Raw genomic sequence first — 17,689 nt, forward strand, 5'->3', positions numbered from 1 at the left:
ACGTGGTACAAGTGAAATTGCAGGTCAATGGGAAGCCGGTGGAGCGGGAAGTTGAAGACCGCACGCTGCTGGTAGAGTTTTTACGGCGGGAGCTCGGCATGACCGGCACCCATGTCGGCTGCGATACGACGCAGTGCGGCGCCTGCACGGTGAATCTTGACGGCGCCGCCGTCAAGTCGTGCACAGTATTGGCGGCCCAGGCCAGCGGTGGCAGTGTGCGCACCGTCGAGGGCCTTGAGCAGAATGGCCGGCTGCATGCAGTGCAGGCAGCCTTCGTGCAGTGTCACGGCCTGCAATGCGGATTTTGCACGCCCGGCATGATCATGGCGATCGATTATTTTCTGCGCGAAAAACCATCCTCGCTGGATGACGAAACCATCCACACTGCGCTGGAAGGCAATATTTGCCGTTGCACCGGTTACGTCAATATTATCGAGGCAGTACGCCATGCGGCCCACGCGCTGTATCCAGATCTGGAGGCACAGCCATGATAGGCCAACCTCTGCCGCGCCTGGAGGACAGGCGTCTGGTGACCGGCAACGGTCAATACACCGATGACATCAGTGTCGATGGCCAGGTGTATGCCGCTTTCCTGCGTTCGCCGCATGCACATGCGCGCATCAACTCCATTGATACGAGCGCCGCGCGCGTCGCGCCAGGGGTGCTGGCGGTACTGACCGGCGACGACTACCTGGCTGCCGGATTCCAGGGCATTCAGCACGTGCCAATGCCCTTGGATGCCATCGACCACACTGCGCCGGCTTTCAGGGAATCGCTGACCGGTTCTGTTTACAGCCGCTTGCATTTACCGCTGCCGGTGGACAAGGTGCGCCACGTGGGTGAAGCGGTGGTCATGGTCATCGCCGCTACGGCGGCGCAAGCGCGTGATGCCGCCGAACTGGTTGACGTCGATTACGACGCGCTGGACGCGGTGGTGCTGGCCGATGCCGCCATGGCCGCCGGCGCGCCGCAGCTGTACGACGACGCGCCCGGCAACCTGTGCTTCCAGACGCAACTGGGCAACCGTGAAAAGGCACGTGCGATCTTTGCCGATGCCCATTACGTATTGCGGCGCGACTTCCACAACAGCCGAGTCGTCAATTGCCAGATGGAGCCGCGTGCGGCGATCGGCGTGTACGATCCCGAGACCGGCAGCTACACGCTGATTTCGGGCAGCCAGGGGGCTGTGCGACAGAAGATGGGTTTGATGGCCGCGTTGCGCGTGCCGGGCGACAAGGTGCGTGTCATCTGTCCCGACGTGGGCGGCGGCTTTGGCCCGCGCAGTTCGCTCTACATCGAACAACTGGCGGTAATGTGGGCAGCGCGCGCGGTGGGACGTCCGGTCAAGTGGACCGGGGACCGCAGCGAGGCCTTCCTGTCTGATTATCAGGGGCGGGACGCGATATTGCGGGCTGCGATCGCGTTCGACGCCGAAGGCCACATCCTGGCCATCGATAATGAATGGATAGGGAACGTCGGCGCGCATACTGTGTCGTACGTGCCGATGTCGAACGGCACCCGCGTCATGACCTCCGTGTACCACGTGCCGGTAGCGGCAGTGCTCATCAGCGCGGTACTGAGCAACACTGCGCCGACTGCGCCTTATCGCGGCGCCGGGCGGCCGGAAGCGAACCACGTGATGGAGCGTCTGCTGGACCTCGGTGCGCATGCGCTGGGCATCGACCGGGTCGAGATTAGGCGCCGCAACATTGTGCGACGCGACGTGATGCCCTACCTGAGCCCGATGGGCCTGAACTATGACAGCGGCGACTTCGCCGGCAACATGGAACGCGTGCTGAAATTGGCCGACTGGGACGGTTTCTCGGCCCGGCGCGCCGAGTCGGCGGCGCACGGAAAATTACGCGGCATCGGCCTGGTCAACTATATCGAGGCGCCGGTGGGCGCACCGCGCGAGCGGATCGAAATGCGTGTGCTGCCGCAAGGCGTGATCGATCTGGTGTCTGGCACCCAGACCCAGGGGCAGGGCCATGCGACTACTTTTGCGCAAGTGGTGGTAGCACATCTGGGCGTGCCGATCGACTCGGTGCGCCTGCGCACCGGCGACACCGCGTTTGTCAGCGTAGGCGGCGGCACGCACTCGGACCGCAGCATGCGCCTGGGCGGCACGCTGCTGGTGCATAACGCAGCCAAGATCATTGAGCAGGGCAAGGCGGCGTTGGCCGGGTTGCTGGAAATAGATGCCGCCACGGTGTCGTTCGCGGACGGCATGTTCCGCGCTGGCGGACACGTTGTCGACCTGTTCGAACTGGCACGCCGGCTAGCGGAGGCAGGCCTGGCGCCGCTTGAATCCGAGGCCGAATTCAACGGCCGCATGGCTGCCCACCCTACCGGGGCAGCCGCGATGGAACTGGAGATCGATCCCGACACCGGGGAAGTCGAGCTGCTGCATTATGCCTCGGTGGATGACGTCGGCCAGCCTATCAATCCGCTGATCGTCGAGGGCCAGGTGCACGGAGGGCTGGCGCAGGGTATCGGCCAGGCGCTGTCGGAAGGTTTTTACGTCGATCCTGACAGCGGCCAGGTGCAGTCGGGCTCCTATATGGACTATGGCGTGCCGCGTGCGGGACGCGTGCCGCGTATGACACTCGAATTCTCCGAGGATCCGACGACAGGCAACCCGTTGCGCGTCAAGGGCGGCGGCGAGAGCGGCATCACGCCGGCTACCGCGGTCATCTTCAACGCGCTGGCCGACGCGCTGGGCGAGGGGGCTCCCGAGGAACTGGCCATGCCTGCAACGCCGGCGGTCATCTGGAATTACATCAATAGGGAACAGGACAATGGATAAGGAACAAATGAGCGAGCAGGTGAAAATCTCAATTGACGGCGAGGTGCTGGCGATTCGCCTCAATCGCGCCGACAAAGGCAACGCCTTGACGGCCCGCATGGGCGAACTCATCATTGAAGCGCTGGCGACAATCAGCGCGAGCGTCAAGCTGGTGCGCATTGATGCGGAAGGCGCCGATTTCTGCGCCGGCCGGGATTCGCCGATTCCGACGCTGGGTCCGAAGCCTTCGGCCGAAACGGTGCGCCAGATAGTGGCGTTGCCACCGTTGGCGCTGTACGATGCAATCAAGGCGGTGCCTGTGCCGGTGGTGGCGGTAGTGCGTGGCCGTGCCGTGGGTGCCGGCTGTGCGCTGGCTTGCGTGGCCGACCTTGTCGTCTGCGCGGACAACGCGGTGTTCCAGATTCCCGAGATGGAGCGGGATATTCCGCCAACGCTGGTGATGGCGGCGCTGGCCGACCGCGTGCCGGTCAAGACGCTCGCGCAGATGGTCTACAGCCGTGAACCGCTGAGCGCAGCGCAGGCGCGCGAGGCCGGACTGGTGTCGAACGTCGTACCGGCCGCCGGGCTGGATGCGGCGGCCGACGAGCTGGTCAAGACGATGCTGGGCAATGGCTCGGTGACGCTGCGCGCCGTCAAGCAATTCCTGTCCTTGGCGCCGGGCATGACACCATCCTCTGCCAGCGCATTGGCCGGCCACCTGGCCGCCACCGCGCTTTCCACACGCTTCTAACGCATTCTTCGCGTACTTTTAACGCCAAGGGCCGCATTCGCGGCCCTTTTCAGATTAATTTCAACATTGTAATCAGCGCAAGCGGCGAACCGCCTGCGCCGCCTTTGTTCTTCAGGCGAAGTGGTAGCGGCCCTCGTCGTCGCGCGTGATGGCGCGCGTGGCGCCGGTATCTTCCAGCCAGCGGACGATTTCGCGGCCGTCGCGGCTGCCAACGGCCGCCATCAGTTCGGCGAACAGCTTCGGTCCATGCTCCAGCGCCGCCTGCAGCGACTCGAAGCGTGCTCCATCGAAGGTCGGCGCGGCCGGCACGCGGTGCTCGATCGAACGGGCCACGCCCGGACGCACGAATGGCAAGGTGAGGTCAAAGCCGGCCTTGGCGGTGTAGTGCGAACCGGCCAGCGACGGATCAAGCGGCATTGCGCGCATGCGGTCCTGCAGCACCATGTCGCGGTCGGCCTGGAAGCGGGTGGCCAGCGCCCAGTCCATCTGGTCGTCGGAGAAGATGTCTATGTCGGGATCGACCACGAACACATGCTTGACGTTGGCCAGGCAGGCAAACACGGCCGCGATGGCATTGCGGGCCTCTCCCGGCACGCGTTGCTGCAACGCCACGCGCACGTTGAACATGCCGCCGTTGGCCGCGCTCGCATATACCGCCTTTACCTCCCGTACGGCGACCTCCAGGGCGCGCCAGACAGTCACCTCGGTGCGCAGCGCGCACAGCTGGGCGGTGTCGGTGTAGACCATGTCGCGGCCGCTGATGGTCGAGGTCTGGAACACAGGGTTGCGGCGGTGCGTGATCGCCGTCAGGTGGAACAGCGGATTGCGCTTGACGCCGCCGTAGTAGCCCAGGAATTCGCCATACGGGCCCTCCGGCTCCACGTGGCCGGCAGGATCAAGGTAGCCTTCCAGGATAAACTGGGCGTCGGCCGGCACCATCAGGTCGTTGGTTACGCACTTGACGACGCCCAGCGGCGCGCCGCGCAGCGATGCCAGCAGTTCCAGTTCGTCGGTCGGCAGGCGCATCGTGGCGGCCACGTGGTCGATCGGGTGGGTGCCCACGGCAAAGGCAATCGGCAGCCGCTCGCCGCGGTTGGAGTGTTCGACGTAGATCGCGCGCAGGTCAGACGGCGCGATCAGGTCGATGCCCGCCGTGCGGCGGCCGCGCAGCATCAGGCGGCGCACGCCGACATTGGTCCAGCCGGTATTTTTGTCGATGACGAAATCGATTGACGACGAAATATACGGCGCGCCGTCCAGGCCGTGCTGCAGGTGCACCGGCAGTTTGGTGAAGTCGCAATCGTCGCCGGTCAGCACGACTTGCTGCACGGGCGCCGCTTCGCGTGACACTTCGTGAATGCTGGTTTTCTTGCGCAGGCGTGTCAGCACTTCCTGCAGCAGATTTTCCGAAGTGGTGCCGAAGGCCGCCGCCAGGCGGCTGCGGCTGCCGGCCAGATTGCCGCACAGTGCCGTCGGGTTGGCGCTGTCAGTATCGCCGGGGAGTTCGAGCAGCACGGCCTTTGGGTTGCCTTCGAGTATGCGTGCGACATCGGCAAGCTCGACTCGTTCGGCCTGGCTGACGAATTCGTCCTCGCCTAGCGTTGCGGCAAAGCGGCGCAGTTCAAAGCGTTCCAGGTCGGGAAGATCGCGCGCTTGCTCCGCTGCATTGGAATCGGAATGGGAACTCATTGTTGTCTCCGTATTTTCATGATGGGTGTCGACAGATATCAGGGGCTTCAATCTAACGCAGTGGCGCTTATAACTGAAGCAACAATATCTGATCGTTTAATCAGAAAAATTAATTAATTTGGCCACGGCGGCTGAGAGTGATTTGCTCTGCTACTATGGGGTTGCAGCACCCCGGCTACCCAGATTTCAATTAATTAACAACTTATGCAATCATCATCCCGCCCTCGTTTTATTGTCGGCATCAGCGGCGCCTCCGGCGTCGTATATGGCATCCGCCTGCTGCAGTTGCTGCGCCAGCTCGATGTGGAGTCCCATCTGGTGATGAGCAAATCCGCCCAGGTCACACTCGCCCACGAGAGCGACCTGAGCGTGGCAGAGGTGCGCGCGTTGGCCGATGTGGTCCATTCCAACAGCGATATCGGCGCGTCCATTGCAAGCGGCTCATTCCAGGTGTCCGGCATGATTGTGGCGCCGTGCTCCATCAAGACGATGTCGGAGATAGCCACCGGCGTGACGGGCACGCTGCTCGCTCGCTCGGCCGATGTCATGCTGAAGGAGAGAAAGAGGCTGGTGCTGATGCTGCGCGAAACACCGTTGCATCTTGGACACTTGCGCAATATGGTGGCGGTGACCGAAATGGGCGCAATCGTATACCCGCCGGTACCGGCTTTTTATGCACGGCCACAGTCCATTGAAGAGATGGTCGATCATACCCTGGGACGGGTACTGGACCTGTTTGACCTCGACACCAAGACAGTACGGCGCTGGAATCCAAGAGCCACGGATGCGGCTGAATAACAGGCCGTAGCGCCCCCGGTAGGGGTTAGACCTGGTAAGACCTTATTAAACTTGCTCAGGCCTTGGCAGCGGCCAGCAGCGCCGGTGCCGGGTTGCGGTGCAGCCAACCGGCAATCTGGTCGGCCGGCATCGGGCGGGCGTACCAATAGCCCTGCGCCTCGTCGCACCCCATCTCAGCCAGGATATGCGCCTGCGACGCATCTTCTACCCCTTCGGCAATGACCTTCAGGCGCAGGCTGTGCGCCATCGACACAATGGCCAACGCGATGGCACGGCTATCGGCGTCTTCGGTCAGGTTCAGCACAAAAGACTTGTCGATCTTGAGCGTGTCGATGGGGAAGCGCTTCAGGTAGGAAAGGCTGGAATAGCCGGTGCCGAAATCATCGATCGATAAGGTGACGCCGATTTCTTTCAGCTGGTTCAGCTGCGTCAGCACCGATTCCACATTTTCCAGCAGCAGGCTTTCCGTCAGTTCCAGTTCCAGGTAACGTGCATCGAGTGCGCTGGCTTCCAGCGCCTCCCTGACGATGCTGACGATATTCGCCTGGCGGATCTGCACTGCCGACAGGTTGACTGCTACCATCGCGTGCGTGATGCCGCGGGTTTGCCACTCCTTGGCCTGGCGGCAGGCTTCGCGCAGCACCCACGTGCCTATCGGCACGATCAGGCCGTTGATTTCCGCGATGGGAATGAAGTCCAGCGGAGGGATGATGCCGCGCACCGGATGCACCCAGCGCAGCAGTGCCTCAAACCCCAGCAATTCACCGCTACGCAGGTCGAATTGCGGCTGGTAATGCAGCTGGAACTGGTTGTCCGCCAGTGCGCCGCGCAGCGCCACTTCCAGCTCCAGCCGGTTGTGCGCGCTGGTATTCATCTCTTGCGTAAAGAACTGGAAATTGCTGCGGCCTGCTGCCTTGGCGCGGAACAGTGCAATGTCGGAATTTTTCAGCAAGGCTTCAAAATCGTCGGCGTCCGCGGGGAAGCAGCTGATGCCTATGCTGGCGCTGATCACGAGGGAATGGTTGCCGACTTCTATCGGCGCCGCCAGCGTTTCTATGATTTTTTGCGCGACCTGGGCCGCACCCTTGGTATCGGTGTTGGACAGCAGTATGCTGAACTCGTCGCCGCCGTAGCGCGCTACGGTATCCGCTTCGCGGATCAGGTACTTGAGGCGGCTGGCCACTGTCTGCAATACCTCGTCGCCGACAGAATGGCCCAGCGAATCGTTGATGGTCTTGAAGTGGTCCAGGTCCAGGAACATCATTGCCACTTCGGTATGGTCGCGCCTGGCCGCGGCCAGTGCATGCGCTGCTCGGTCGCGCAGCAGCGTACGGTTGGGCAGCGTCGACAGCGAATCGAAATAGGCCATGTACTGGATGCGCTCTTCCGCCGCCTTGTATGAGGACAGGTCGGTAATGATGCCGACGTAGTGCGTGGTCAGGCCCTGGCCGTCGTCCACGGCGCTGATGGAAAGCCTGGCCGGATAGGAGGATCCGTCCTTGCGCCGGTTGTTCAGTTCGCCATGCCAGTGCTTGCTCTTCCGCAGGTCTTTCCACAGCGCGTTGAAATAGTCGGCGCTTTGTTCGTCGGCCCTTAATATGCCGGCATTGACGCCGGCGATTTCCTCGCCTGTGTAGCCGGTGGATTTGCAGAAGGCCGAGTTGACGGCAATGATGTGCGCCTGGGGGTCGGTGATGATGATCGCCTCATGGCTGCTTTCGAATACCTGCGATGCGAGGCGCATCTGCTCTTCGTTGTTCTTGCGCGTGGTGGTTTCGACGATGACGCCGCACATGCGCGTGGGTTTGCCTTGCGCATCATACAGATAGCGGCCCCGGGCGGCGATCCAGTGCAGGCTGCCGTCGGGCCAGACGACGCGGAAATCCGAGCAATAGTCGCTGTGTTGTTCGCGCGCCGTTACCGACGCTTGTTCGACAGCCTCGACGTCGGCCGGGTGCACGCGGCTGCGGAAGCTCTCGTAGCGGCCATCGAATGCATCGGGTTCCATGCCGAAGAGGAAGGCGTGCCGGTCATTCCACAGGATAACGCCGCTCAGCAAGTCCCAGTCCCAGATACCGGCTTCCTCTACTTCCAGCGCGAGTGTCAGCCGCTGCTCATTCTGCGTGGCGCGGAAAGAGGCTGCTTCCAGTTGCGCAATCTTGTGTTCCAGTTTCTGAATGAGGACGGTATTGTATTCTTTCAGTCCCAATGCTTCGTCTTGCCTGAAACGTGACATCGCGGGCATCTGCTTCTGGTTCAGCAGTTCGCTGACCAGCAGCAACAGGTCGTCAGGATCGGTCGGCTTGGTGATGAATGCGTCCGCTCCCAGGCCCAGCGCGTAGGCCTCGTCCTTGGAGTCCGTATAGGTAGCGGTATAGAAGGCGAGCGGAATATGCTGCAGCCGGTGGTCGGCCTTCCATTCGCGGCACAGGCGGAAACCGTCCATCACCGGCATCAGGATATCGGTGATGATCAGGTCGGGCGATTCGCGTCTCGCCTGTGCCAGCGCTTCGGCGCCGTCTGCGGCGATATCCACCGCGTAGCCATGCCCCTGCAGCAGCGACTGCAGCAGGTAGCGGTTTTCTTCACGGTCGTCAACGATCAATATTCTAGGCATGCCACGATGTCCTGATGTTCTCTATGATTCTGCAATTCCGTAGCGTGGCAGGATCACGGTAAAAATGCTGCCGCGACCGACTTCGCTTTCCACGCTGATCTGGCCGCCCATCAATGCCAGCAGGCGCTGCGTGATGGCCAGTCCGAGGCCGGTTCCTTCGTAGGGTTTGTCCACGCGGTCTTCGATCTGCCGGAAAGGCTGGAACAACGTCGGCAAGTCCTCGGCGCTGATGCCCATGCCGGTATCGCTGATCTGCACGCGCATGATCTGCTGCGTCACGCCATCTTCCCCGGCAGAATAATCGTCTACGCGTTCGGCGGTCAGCGTGATCTGTCCTTTTTCGGTAAATTTCACGGCATTGCTGAGCAGGTTGATCAATATCTGTTCCAGGCGCCGTTTGTCCGACACGACTTCTCCGAGATCGCCTGCAATGCGGGTCAGCAGCGTCAGCCCTTTCTTTTCGGCCAGCGGCGCTACCAGGCCGACTGTGCGATTCAGCGATTCGGTGATCTGGAAAGGCATCTGCAGCACCTTCAGCTGGCCAGCCTCCACCTTGGAAATATCCAGCACGTCGTTGACCAGCGCCAGCAGATGGCGCGAGCTCTCGCGCACCATGCCCAGCTGCTTTTTTTGTTCGGTATTGAGCGGGCCTGCCAATTCCTGGAACAGGATGCCGGAGAATCCGATGATGGAATTCAAGGGTGTGCGCAGTTCGTGCGACATCGTGGCGAGGAAGGCCGACTTGATGCGGTCCGATTGCTGGGCACGCGCGGTGGCGACTTGCAGATCTTCATTGACCTTGCGCAGCGCATCGTCAATGACCGCGCGGCGCGCCACGTCGCGCCGTATCACGAAGAAGGAAAGCACGGTAATCAGCAAGGCAAGCAGCCCGCCCGCCGCGATCGCCAGCCTGGCCTCCTTGGTCGATGCCTGTAGCGTGGCGATATCCATGCTGAGTATGCCGCGCTCGGTTTGCTGCAGCATGTCGATCGCCTGCCGTATCTGCTCATGCAGCGCCGGGCCCTTGCCGGCAAAATAACTGTCGCGCATGGCATCCATGCCTTGCTCTTGCCGCAACTGCAATATCTTGGCCAGCGACGCGCGTCTTTCATCCAGCAGCGATTTCAGTATTTTGAGTTGCGGCTGCTGCTGCGGGCTGTCGCCGGCGAGGATGCGCAACTGGTCGTAGCTATTGTCGACACTGTTCAGGTTGTTTTGATAAGAGCCGAGATGTGCAGGTTCGCCGCTGATTACGTAGCCGCGCATGCCCGTCTCGCCGTCGGTGACGGTGTAGCGCAGCGCTTCCAGCGCAGTCATGACATCGCGCGCGCGGTTGACCTCGAATGCATCGGTCGCCTGCCTGTCGTTGGTGCGCCAGGCCATGGCCCCCACGAAACTCAGTGTGACGAGGCCCAGTATGAAACCGATGTTGATCTTGGTTTGTAGCGTTAATTTCACACTAGTTACCTGCTAATGTAGAGCGCTTTTGACAGGCCTCATCTTCCGCGGAATTCGCTTGTAAAAGGAGGAATGGCTTACGCTTCCGAAGCGGGAAGCGAGCCTATGTTGTTAAATAAATCATAGCATGCGCAAAGACAGCATGGGTTTTTATTAATCTGCTGAAACAACATAGGGCAGGCATTCATTATATTGCCGCGTGGAAATGATGCAAGCGGTTGCTTGCTTTCCTTGTTGTAAGCGCATTCCTACTTGTGGTGCTGAACCAACGGCGTGAAGCGCTGTTGACAGCGAACCGCGCCAAAGGACGGCTGCTCGCAGCTCTTTTGGTTGCTCACACGCGATGCTATGCCGCCTGCTCCGTATGGTCCGACAGTGCTTTCAGGATATCCTCGCGCTTCAGATCCGGTGCAAACTGCAGGATAAAGTCATAGGTATAGGCGCGCAGGTAGGCGCCGCGCCGCACAGCCAGACGCGTGACATTGGGCGAGAACAGATGGCTGGCCTCTATGGTTTTCAGCCCGTGGTCGCGATGCGATTCGATGGCCATCGAGGCCACCAGGCCCACGCCCAAGCCCAGCGATACATATTGCTGGATCACGTCTGAATCCATCGCTGTCAGTACGATGTCGGTGCTGATGCCGGCGCGTTTGAATGCTTCATCGATATGGCCGCGGCCGGTAAAGCCGACGTCATAGGTGATCAGCGGATAAGCGGCAAGGTCGGCCAGCTGCACCGATTTTTTGTCCAGCAGCGGATGGCCGTCCTGCACGACGATCACGTGGTTCCACTGGTAGCACGGAAAAGACACCAGGTCCTTGAACTGGCTCAGGCCCTCGGTGGCAATGCCGATGTCGGCCTTGCCGGACACAACCCATTCCGCGATATGTTCGGGCGAGCTCTGCTGCAGCGCGATCCTGACCTCGGGAAAGGCGGCGCGGAAGGCCTGCACGACCTTGGGCAGCACGTAGCGTGCCTGCGTATGGGTAGTCGCGATTGTCAGCGTGCCCCGGGTCTGGTCCGAGTAATCATTGCCGGCCTGCTGCAGGTTTTCCGCTTCCAGCAGCAGCCTGTCGATGATCTGCAGGATGCCCTTGCCCGGTTCCGTCAGCCCGGTCAGGCGCTTGCCGTTGCGCTCGAAAATATCCACGCCCAGCTCTTCTTCCAGCTCGCGTATCTGGCGGCTGACGCCGGGTTGCGACGTGAACAGCACGTTGGCTACTTCCGTCAGGTTGAAGCCGCAGCGCGAGGCTTCGCGTATTGATCGCAATTGTTGAAAGTTCATGGCCGCCCTTGTTTTTCTTGTACGTGTTCTTGTTGGATAATCTTATTGCGGATGCTGGTCGACAAACACGTGCAGGCGCTTGGGCCGCACCACCAGCGCCTCGCCTACCTTCAGTTGCAGATGGGCGTAGCGTTCGCTGGAGATCATGGCTTCGATCAGACCCGCGTTGTCGTCGCGCTCCAGCTCCAGTTGCGCCAGCGGCCCTATGCTGTGCACGCGCTTCAGCTGTACTACCAGGCCCTCGGCGCCCGGCGAATAACGGTCGACTTCCAGTTCGTGCGGGCGTACATAGCCTATGCCTGTGGCATCGCGCGTGTCTGCGTGACCCGGCGCGGCAAAGGCGGCGCCGCCGGCATCCAGGACGCCTTCATGCACGCGGCCGTGGAACAGGTTCACATTGCCGAGGAAGCCGTAGACGAAAGGCGAAGCCGGATGCTGATAGACCTCGGCCGGCGAACCTATCTGTTCCACTTTGCCCTGGTTCATGACGACGATACGGTCAGCCACTTCCAATGCTTCCTCCTGGTCATGCGTGACGAAGATGCTGGTCACATGCAGTTCGTCGTGCAGCCGGCGCAGCCAGCGGCGCAATTCCTTGCGCACCTTGGCGTCCAGTGCGCCAAAGGGTTCGTCCAGCAGCAGCACGCGCGGCTCCACGGCCAGTGCTCGCGCCAAGGCGATGCGCTGGCGCTGGCCGCCGGACAGTTGCGGGGGATAGCGGTCTGCCAGCCAGTCCAGCTGCACCAGTTCCAGCAGCTTGGTGACTTTTTCGCGGATCTGCGCTTCGGAAGGGCGGATGTTGCGCGGCTTGACGCGCAGGCCGAAGGCGATGTTTTCAAAGATTGTCATGTGCTTGAACAGCGCATAGTGCTGAAACACAAAACCCACCTGGCGCTCGCGCACATGCTGCGAAGAAGCATCCTGCCCGTCCAGCAGCACCTGCCCGCTGTCGGCATGCTCCAGCCCGGCGATGATACGCAGCAGCGTAGTCTTGCCGCAGCCGGAAGGTCCCAGCAGGGCGGTAAGTTCTCCGCTGGCGAAATCCAGCGATACATTGTCCAGCGCGGCAAAGCTGCCGAAACGTTTTTGTAATTGATTGACTGCGATACTCATGATATTTGCCTTGTTTTCATGGAGACCGTTGCAAAATGAGCCTGGCGAGAAGATGCAACAACGCCAGCAAATCTTTGCGACAGCTTCTTATTCGTGAGGTACACGTTCGTCGTGGAATTCCCTTGAACGCCATTCGACAATGGATTTCAGCGCCAGCGTCAGCAGCGCCAGCAAGGTCAGCAGCGACGCCACTGCAAATGCAGCAGAGAAGTTGTATTCGTTATATAAAATCTCGACCTGCAGCGGCAGCGTATTGGTTTCGCCGCGGATGTGGCCGGACACCACCGATACCGCGCCGAATTCCCCCATGGCCCTGGCATTGCACAGGATGACGCCGTACAGCAGGCCCCATTTCACATTCGGCAGCGTCACATGCCAGAAGGTGCGCCAGCCGGAAGCCCCCAGCACCAGCGCCGCTTCCTCTTCCTCGCTGCCTTGCGACTCCATCAGCGGGATCAGCTCGCGCGCGACGAAGGGGAAGGTGACGAAGATGGTGGCCAGCACAATGCCCGGCACGGCAAACAGGATCTTGATTTCATGGTCGCGCAGCCACTCGCCGAACCAGCCTTGCGCGCCAAACAGCAGCACATAGATCAGGCCGGAGATGACCGGCGACACGGAGAACGGCAGGTCGATCAGTGTCAGCAGTATGCTTTTGCCGCGAAAATTAAATTTGGCGATGGTCCAGGCGGCGGCCACGCCGAACACCAGGTTCAGCGGCACGGCGATGCCGGCGGCGATCAGCGTCAGGCGTATCGCCGACAGCGCATCGTCTTCCGAAATAGCGGCCAGATAAACCCGCCAGCCTTTCTTGAAGGCCTCGGCAAATACCGCTGCCAGCGGCACGAACAGGAACAGTGTCAGGAAGGCCAGGCCTATCGTGATCAGCAGCACCCGCACCCAGAAGGGTTCTACCGTGGCCGACAGCGTGGGCACGGGGTCGGTGCGGCGTGCTGCCGGGGCTTGCGGCCTGGCAGCGGGCTTGGTAGGCGGCTCGGTAGCGGGAAGTGTCGCGGTCGTCATCATGTATTCCGTTATTTTTCTCTATCTTTTTTCGTTGTTCCTGCGGCTCCAGGCCTGCAGTGCATTGATCGTCAGCAGCAAGGTAAAGGACAGCAGCAGCATCACCACGGCAATCGCCGTAGCGCCCGCATAGTCGTACTGCTCCAGCTTGGTGATCATGAACAGCGGCGTAATCTCGGACACCATGGGCATATTGCCGGCGATGAAAATCACCGAGCCGTATTCGCCGGTGGCGCGCGCAAAAGCCAGTGCAAAGCCCGTCATCAGCGCAGGCAGGATGGTTGGCAGGATGACGCGGGTAAAGGTTTGCCAGTGGCTGGCGCCAAGACTGATGGCGGCCTCTTCCAGTTCCTTCTCCGCCTCTTCCAGCACCGGCTGCACCGTGCGGACGACAAAAGGCAGGCCGATAAAGGTCAGCGCGACAACCACGCCCAGCGGCGTGAAAGCGACTTTCAGGCCCAGCGGCTCCAGGAAACGGCCTATCCAGCCATTCGGGGAATAGAGCGTGGCCAATGTGATGCCGGCGACGGCGGTGGGTAGGGCGAACGGCAGGTCCACCATCGCATCCACGAGTTTTTTGCCCGGGAATTTATAGCGGACCAGTATCCAGGCGACAATACCGCCGAACACGGTATTCAACAGCGCGCCGATCAGCGATGCACCGAAAGTCAGCCGGTAGGAGGCGAGTACGCGATCCGAGGTCACGGTGTTCCAGAAGGCTTCCCAGGTCATCGTGAAGGTCTTCAGGAAGACTGCCGACAAGGGGATCAGCACGATAAGGCCGAGGTAGAACAAGGTAAATCCCAGCGAAAGACGGAAGCCCGGTATGACACGCTGCGCGGAGGATCTTGCTGAGGAAATGCTGGCTGCCATGCGTGGCCCTTATAACATATATGACTATGAGAGGCCGATCATCTCAGTATTTTGTTATATGGAAAACGAATTTTTACGCATGTCGATAGAAGAAATTTGTATAAGCAAGTGCATTTTTATTGAATTAAAAGAAATAAAAATACACTTGTAAAGTTATTTCAGCAGCAAAGCCGTGCCAGCATATATACAGCGCAGGACAACAGGGGCGTTATGCCGATGCTGCCGAATTCTGCAGGTTCTGCTGCTGCGATGGGGGTGCAGAAACGGGAGATGCCTCCGCCGTATCCAGGCTCGCTTTTGGCAAATCCAGCAAGAATCCCTGCACGAAATAGTCTGCATCGCCAAGCTTGTCCGTCAGCGCCTGCAGCTTGTCGGCATTCTCCAGCCGCTTGAAAATAATACGGCTGCCTGTGGCGGCCGCTTGTCGCAGCAGGGCATTGGCGGTTTCCGCGTTGACTGGGTTATTGGCGTTCAGCTTGACGACATCCGGCCTGACCCTTTCCAGCAGCTCCAGCGCTTGGTCCACACTGCTGGCGTTGATGCCGATGCGGAAGCCGTTGCGGCGGTAATTGTCGGACACGTGGTTCAGCACCCAGCGCTGGCTGGGGGTGATTTCCGGCAATTGCAGCACGATATGCTGATGCGGCAATTCCAGGATATCCAGGATGCGGCGGAACGCCATGCCGTGATTGCCTTCCACCGCAGCGAGCAGGCGCGTATGCACGGTCAGGTACAGGTCCATCGCCAGGCTGGCAGGCTGCCGGTAGAAATTGATGGCGTGCAGGATGCGGCACAGCCGGTCCAGCTCTATGGATTCATTGTCATTGGCCGCATGGTCCAGCAATTTCCACACGTTTAGCCCCTGGTCGTTGGCAGCATAGCTGCGCGCGTAGCCTTCATAGCCGCTGATATCGCCGCTGCTACCCGAGCGTATGGGCTGGAAGGCACTGGTCAGTGTGGAGTTGAAATAACGGCCGCGTGCGCGGCCCTCTTCATCGAGCCAGAGGTTGGTGCTGGCGCCCTGGGTGTCGTAGAGGTGGGTCAGGTATTTTTGTAGGGCGGGAGAGGGCATTGCTGCTCCTTGTTCACTGCGCGGGCCACCGGCTGCCGTAAGGCGAGGCCGGGGCCTGCCGCAATCAGAGTTTTGCGATGGATACTTCGGTGGCCTTGACCAGTGCCACGACTTCCGTGCCTATTTCCAGCCCCAGATCCTTGACCGAGCGGGTGGTGATGACCGACGTGACGATGCCGGCCGGAGTTTCCACGTCGACTTCCGATACCACGGAACCTTCGATGATGGCCTTGACCTTGCCTTTGAACTGGTTGCGTACGTTGATTGCCTGGATGCTCATGATGACTCCTGTGGGGTGAAACAAAAAAAGAAACTCGTTAATGCAAATTGCCTGCGGTGCAGGGTTGCTGCCGCCCTGATTACGCGGTGCGGATCACACCGCCCAATGCACCTGGCTGACGGTGCGCAGCAGCGATATGTCTCCCAGTGCCGCGTCCGGGGCCGGCGCGGGCCTTTTCAAGACGCGGTTCAGTATTTTTTCTTCCAGTTCGGCGAAGGCCGGATTGCCGCGTGCCCGTGGCCGCGGCAGAGTGACCTGCTCATCCAGCGTGATGCGGCCGTCTTCGATCAGAATGACGCGGTCTGCCAGTGCAATGGCTTCCTGCACGTCGTGCGTGACCAGGAGCGCGGTAAACCCGCGCTCCTGCCAGAGCGATTCGATCAGGTTCTGCATTTCTATCCGGGTCAGCGCGTCCAGCGCACCCAGGGGTTCGTCGAGCAGCAACAGCGCAGGCTCATGCACCAGTGCGCGTGCCAGTGCCACACGCTGGCGCTGGCCGCCGGACAGTACCGATGGCCATTCCTTGGCACGTTCCTGCAGATCCACCTGCTGCAGCGCGTGAAGTGCTGCATTGCTGCCGCGCTTCAGACCCAGCGCGACGTTATCCAGTACGTTCTTCCACGGCAGCAGCCGCGAATCCTGGAACATCACGCGCGTATCAGGCCGATTTTTATTCTGTGTGCCTTCGTCAAACTGCACGCTGCCGGTATCGGCGGTTTCCAGCCCGGCCACCAGGCGCAGCAAGGTGCTCTTGCCGCAGCCGCTGCGTCCGATGACGGCGACGAACTCCCCTGCCTTCACGTGCAGGTCGATGGCTTTCAGTACATTCCTGCCGGCGAAGGACTTTTGCAGGCCGGTGATATGGAGTGCGGTACCGGACGGAGCAGTTTTAGCCGGCTGCGGCGGCAATGCCGGTTCCTGCCATTGTTCATTGGCCGCGTTGTTCCAATCCGCGTCCAGTTCTTCCTTCAGCGCGGTAATGCTTTGCAGGCGGGAGGCGATATCGGCCGGCGCCTGTTTGGCAGCGGGATGGTTCATGTTGCTCTCCTGTTGTAGGACGGATGCCAGCGCAGCCAGTAGTGTTCCAGCGCACGCGACAGTACGTCGGCCAGTTTACCCAGCAGCGCATACAGCAGTATGCCAACCAGCACCACGTCGGTTTGCAGGAACTCACGCGCATTCATCGTCATATAACCTATGCCGGCCTGTGCAGAAATAGTTTCGGCAACGATCAGCAGCACCCACACCAGCCCTAGTGCAAAACGCACGCCGACCAGGATGGAAGGCAGCGCGCCCGGCAGTATGACGTCGCGGTATAGCGCCCAGCCTGACAAGCCGTAGCTCTGCGCCATTTCTATCAGCCCCTTGTCCACCGAGCGTATGCCGTGGAAGGTGTTCAGGTACACGGGAAAGAAAACGCCCACCGACACCAGGAACAACTTGGCGCTTTCGTCAATGCCGAACCACAGGATCACCAGCGGGATCAGCGCCAGCGCCGGGATGTTGCGTATCATCTGCAGCGAAGTATCCAACAGAGTTTCTGCATGCCGGAAGGTGCCGGTCAGCAGGCCCAGCAGCAAGCCAAGACCGCCGCCGACCGCAAATCCGGAAATCGCGCGCCACAGGCTGGTCCTGGCGTGCAGCCACATTTCACCGGATGCCGCCAGTGTCCAGAATGCCCTGGCCACTGCCAGCGGCTCCGGCAGGATGCGGGTGGACAGCCATCCCAGTTGCGAAGACGCCTGCCAGACTATCAGCAACAGTACCGGCACTACCCACGGCAATAGCTGCCTCAGTGCGTTCCGGGCATGCAGGCCCCAGTCTATCTGCGCCGTGGGATGTGGCAAAAGTGTCCTGCCGGGCAGCAACTCTTCGGGTATATCGGTGATGAATGGTCCCATGGGGCCCCCTGTAAAACGGTGAAACGACGCCTGCCTTCTAGCAT

General features: G+C 60.8%; 15 protein-coding genes. 4 read left to right on the forward strand and 11 right to left on the reverse strand.

Annotated elements, in window-relative coordinates:
* The first annotated feature begins 2 nt into the window (after positions 1-2).
* The 3 genes from ACO0LO_RS09195 to ACO0LO_RS09205 are packed head-to-tail and all read left to right on the forward strand — an operon-like array spanning position 3 to position 3,536.
* On the forward strand, positions 3-491 hold the full coding sequence (locus ACO0LO_RS09195; RefSeq protein ID WP_422963911.1) for a (2Fe-2S)-binding protein: 489 nt from the start codon (positions 3-5) through the stop codon (positions 489-491).
* Positions 488-2,806 (forward strand): xanthine dehydrogenase family protein molybdopterin-binding subunit, encoded by a 2,319-nt coding sequence (locus ACO0LO_RS09200; RefSeq protein ID WP_422963912.1) that lies wholly within the window; start codon positions 488-490, stop codon positions 2,804-2,806. The genes ACO0LO_RS09195 and ACO0LO_RS09200 overlap by 4 nt, the downstream gene beginning before the upstream one ends.
* Positions 2,799-3,536, forward strand: a complete 738-nt coding sequence (locus ACO0LO_RS09205) for an enoyl-CoA hydratase/isomerase family protein (protein WP_422963913.1) — start codon at positions 2,799-2,801, stop codon at positions 3,534-3,536. The genes ACO0LO_RS09200 and ACO0LO_RS09205 overlap by 8 nt, the downstream gene beginning before the upstream one ends.
* A gap of 111 nt (positions 3,537-3,647) precedes the next feature.
* On the opposite strand, the gene ACO0LO_RS09210 is transcribed toward ACO0LO_RS09205, so the two are convergent.
* Positions 3,648-5,225 (reverse strand): UbiD family decarboxylase, encoded by a 1,578-nt coding sequence (locus ACO0LO_RS09210; protein WP_422963914.1) that lies wholly within the window; start codon positions 5,223-5,225, stop codon positions 3,648-3,650.
* A 204-nt stretch (positions 5,226-5,429) separates the two neighbouring features.
* Between ACO0LO_RS09210 and ACO0LO_RS09215 the strand changes: the two genes are divergently transcribed.
* Positions 5,430-6,023, forward strand: a complete 594-nt coding sequence (locus ACO0LO_RS09215; RefSeq protein WP_422963915.1) for a UbiX family flavin prenyltransferase — start codon at positions 5,430-5,432, stop codon at positions 6,021-6,023.
* 55 nt (positions 6,024-6,078) lie between these two features.
* On the opposite strand, the gene ACO0LO_RS09220 is transcribed toward ACO0LO_RS09215, so the two are convergent.
* The 10 genes from ACO0LO_RS09220 to ssuC form a co-directional block, all read right to left on the reverse strand.
* Positions 6,079-8,640: a two-component system response regulator gene (locus ACO0LO_RS09220; RefSeq protein ID WP_422963916.1), complete on the reverse strand. Its 2,562-nt coding sequence runs from the start codon at positions 8,638-8,640 to the stop codon at positions 6,079-6,081.
* A gap of 21 nt (positions 8,641-8,661) precedes the next feature.
* Positions 8,662-10,098 carry a CHASE3 domain-containing protein gene (locus ACO0LO_RS09225; RefSeq protein WP_422963917.1) on the reverse strand — a complete coding sequence of 479 codons (1,437 nt, stop codon included), beginning with the start codon at positions 10,096-10,098 and terminating at the stop codon, positions 8,662-8,664.
* Positions 10,099-10,444: 346 nt separating this feature from the next.
* Positions 10,445-11,383, reverse strand: coding sequence for a CysB family HTH-type transcriptional regulator (locus tag ACO0LO_RS09230; protein WP_422963918.1), 939 nt, complete (start codon positions 11,381-11,383; stop codon positions 10,445-10,447).
* 42 nt (positions 11,384-11,425) lie between these two features.
* Entirely contained in the window at positions 11,426-12,496 is a 1,071-nt protein-coding gene (locus tag ACO0LO_RS09235) for a sulfate/molybdate ABC transporter ATP-binding protein (protein ID WP_422963919.1), read from the reverse strand.
* 87 nt (positions 12,497-12,583) lie between these two features.
* Entirely contained in the window at positions 12,584-13,519 is a 936-nt protein-coding gene (gene cysW / locus ACO0LO_RS09240) for a sulfate ABC transporter permease subunit CysW (protein WP_422964116.1), read from the reverse strand.
* 21 nt (positions 13,520-13,540) lie between these two features.
* Positions 13,541-14,392: a sulfate ABC transporter permease subunit CysT gene (gene cysT / locus ACO0LO_RS09245; RefSeq protein WP_422963920.1), complete on the reverse strand. Its 852-nt coding sequence runs from the start codon at positions 14,390-14,392 to the stop codon at positions 13,541-13,543.
* Between the two features lie 208 nt (positions 14,393-14,600).
* Positions 14,601-15,464 (reverse strand): EAL domain-containing protein, encoded by an 864-nt coding sequence (locus ACO0LO_RS09250; RefSeq protein ID WP_422963921.1) that lies wholly within the window; start codon positions 15,462-15,464, stop codon positions 14,601-14,603.
* Positions 15,465-15,528: 64 nt separating this feature from the next.
* The gene (locus ACO0LO_RS09255) at positions 15,529-15,744 is read right to left on the reverse strand and encodes a TOBE domain-containing protein (RefSeq protein WP_422963922.1); all 216 of its coding nucleotides are present in this window, start codon (positions 15,742-15,744) and stop codon (positions 15,529-15,531) included.
* Between the two features lie 93 nt (positions 15,745-15,837).
* On the reverse strand, positions 15,838-16,782 hold the full coding sequence (locus ACO0LO_RS09260) for an ATP-binding cassette domain-containing protein (RefSeq protein ID WP_422963923.1): 945 nt from the start codon (positions 16,780-16,782) through the stop codon (positions 15,838-15,840).
* A complete protein-coding gene (ssuC, locus tag ACO0LO_RS09265; RefSeq protein WP_422963924.1) occupies positions 16,779-17,645 on the reverse strand; it encodes an aliphatic sulfonate ABC transporter permease SsuC in 867 nt (288 codons plus the stop codon). The genes ACO0LO_RS09260 and ssuC overlap by 4 nt, the downstream gene beginning before the upstream one ends.
* Between the last annotated feature and the right edge of the window lie 44 nt (positions 17,646-17,689).

The sequence above is a fragment of the Undibacterium sp. TJN25 genome, assembly GCF_049339885.1.
GTDB lineage: Bacteria > Pseudomonadota > Gammaproteobacteria > Burkholderiales > Burkholderiaceae_D > Undibacterium.

What these genes read in the sequence shown, in the direction of transcription:
- ACO0LO_RS09215 (WP_422963915.1), top strand. Translation starts at nt 5,430, where the DNA reads ATGCAATCATCATCCCGCCCTCGTTTTATTGTCGGCATCAGCGGCGCC.
- ACO0LO_RS09250 (WP_422963921.1), bottom strand. Translation starts at nt 15,464, where the DNA reads ATGCCCTCTCCCGCCCTACAAAAATACCTGACCCACCTCTACGACACC.
- ACO0LO_RS09255 (WP_422963922.1), bottom strand. Translation starts at nt 15,744, where the DNA reads ATGAGCATCCAGGCAATCAACGTACGCAACCAGTTCAAAGGCAAGGTC.
- cysT (WP_422963920.1), bottom strand. Translation starts at nt 14,392, where the DNA reads ATGGCAGCCAGCATTTCCTCAGCAAGATCCTCCGCGCAGCGTGTCATA.
- ACO0LO_RS09205 (WP_422963913.1), top strand. Translation starts at nt 2,799, where the DNA reads ATGGATAAGGAACAAATGAGCGAGCAGGTGAAAATCTCAATTGACGGC.
- ACO0LO_RS09235 (WP_422963919.1), bottom strand. Translation starts at nt 12,496, where the DNA reads ATGAGTATCGCAGTCAATCAATTACAAAAACGTTTCGGCAGCTTTGCC.
- ACO0LO_RS09230 (WP_422963918.1), bottom strand. Translation starts at nt 11,383, where the DNA reads ATGAACTTTCAACAATTGCGATCAATACGCGAAGCCTCGCGCTGCGGC.
- ACO0LO_RS09220 (WP_422963916.1), bottom strand. Translation starts at nt 8,640, where the DNA reads ATGCCTAGAATATTGATCGTTGACGACCGTGAAGAAAACCGCTACCTG.
- cysW (WP_422964116.1), bottom strand. Translation starts at nt 13,519, where the DNA reads ATGACGACCGCGACACTTCCCGCTACCGAGCCGCCTACCAAGCCCGCT.
- ACO0LO_RS09210 (WP_422963914.1), bottom strand. Translation starts at nt 5,225, where the DNA reads ATGAGTTCCCATTCCGATTCCAATGCAGCGGAGCAAGCGCGCGATCTT.
- ssuC (WP_422963924.1), bottom strand. Translation starts at nt 17,645, where the DNA reads ATGGGACCATTCATCACCGATATACCCGAAGAGTTGCTGCCCGGCAGG.
- ACO0LO_RS09200 (WP_422963912.1), top strand. Translation starts at nt 488, where the DNA reads ATGATAGGCCAACCTCTGCCGCGCCTGGAGGACAGGCGTCTGGTGACC.
- ACO0LO_RS09260 (WP_422963923.1), bottom strand. Translation starts at nt 16,782, where the DNA reads ATGAACCATCCCGCTGCCAAACAGGCGCCGGCCGATATCGCCTCCCGC.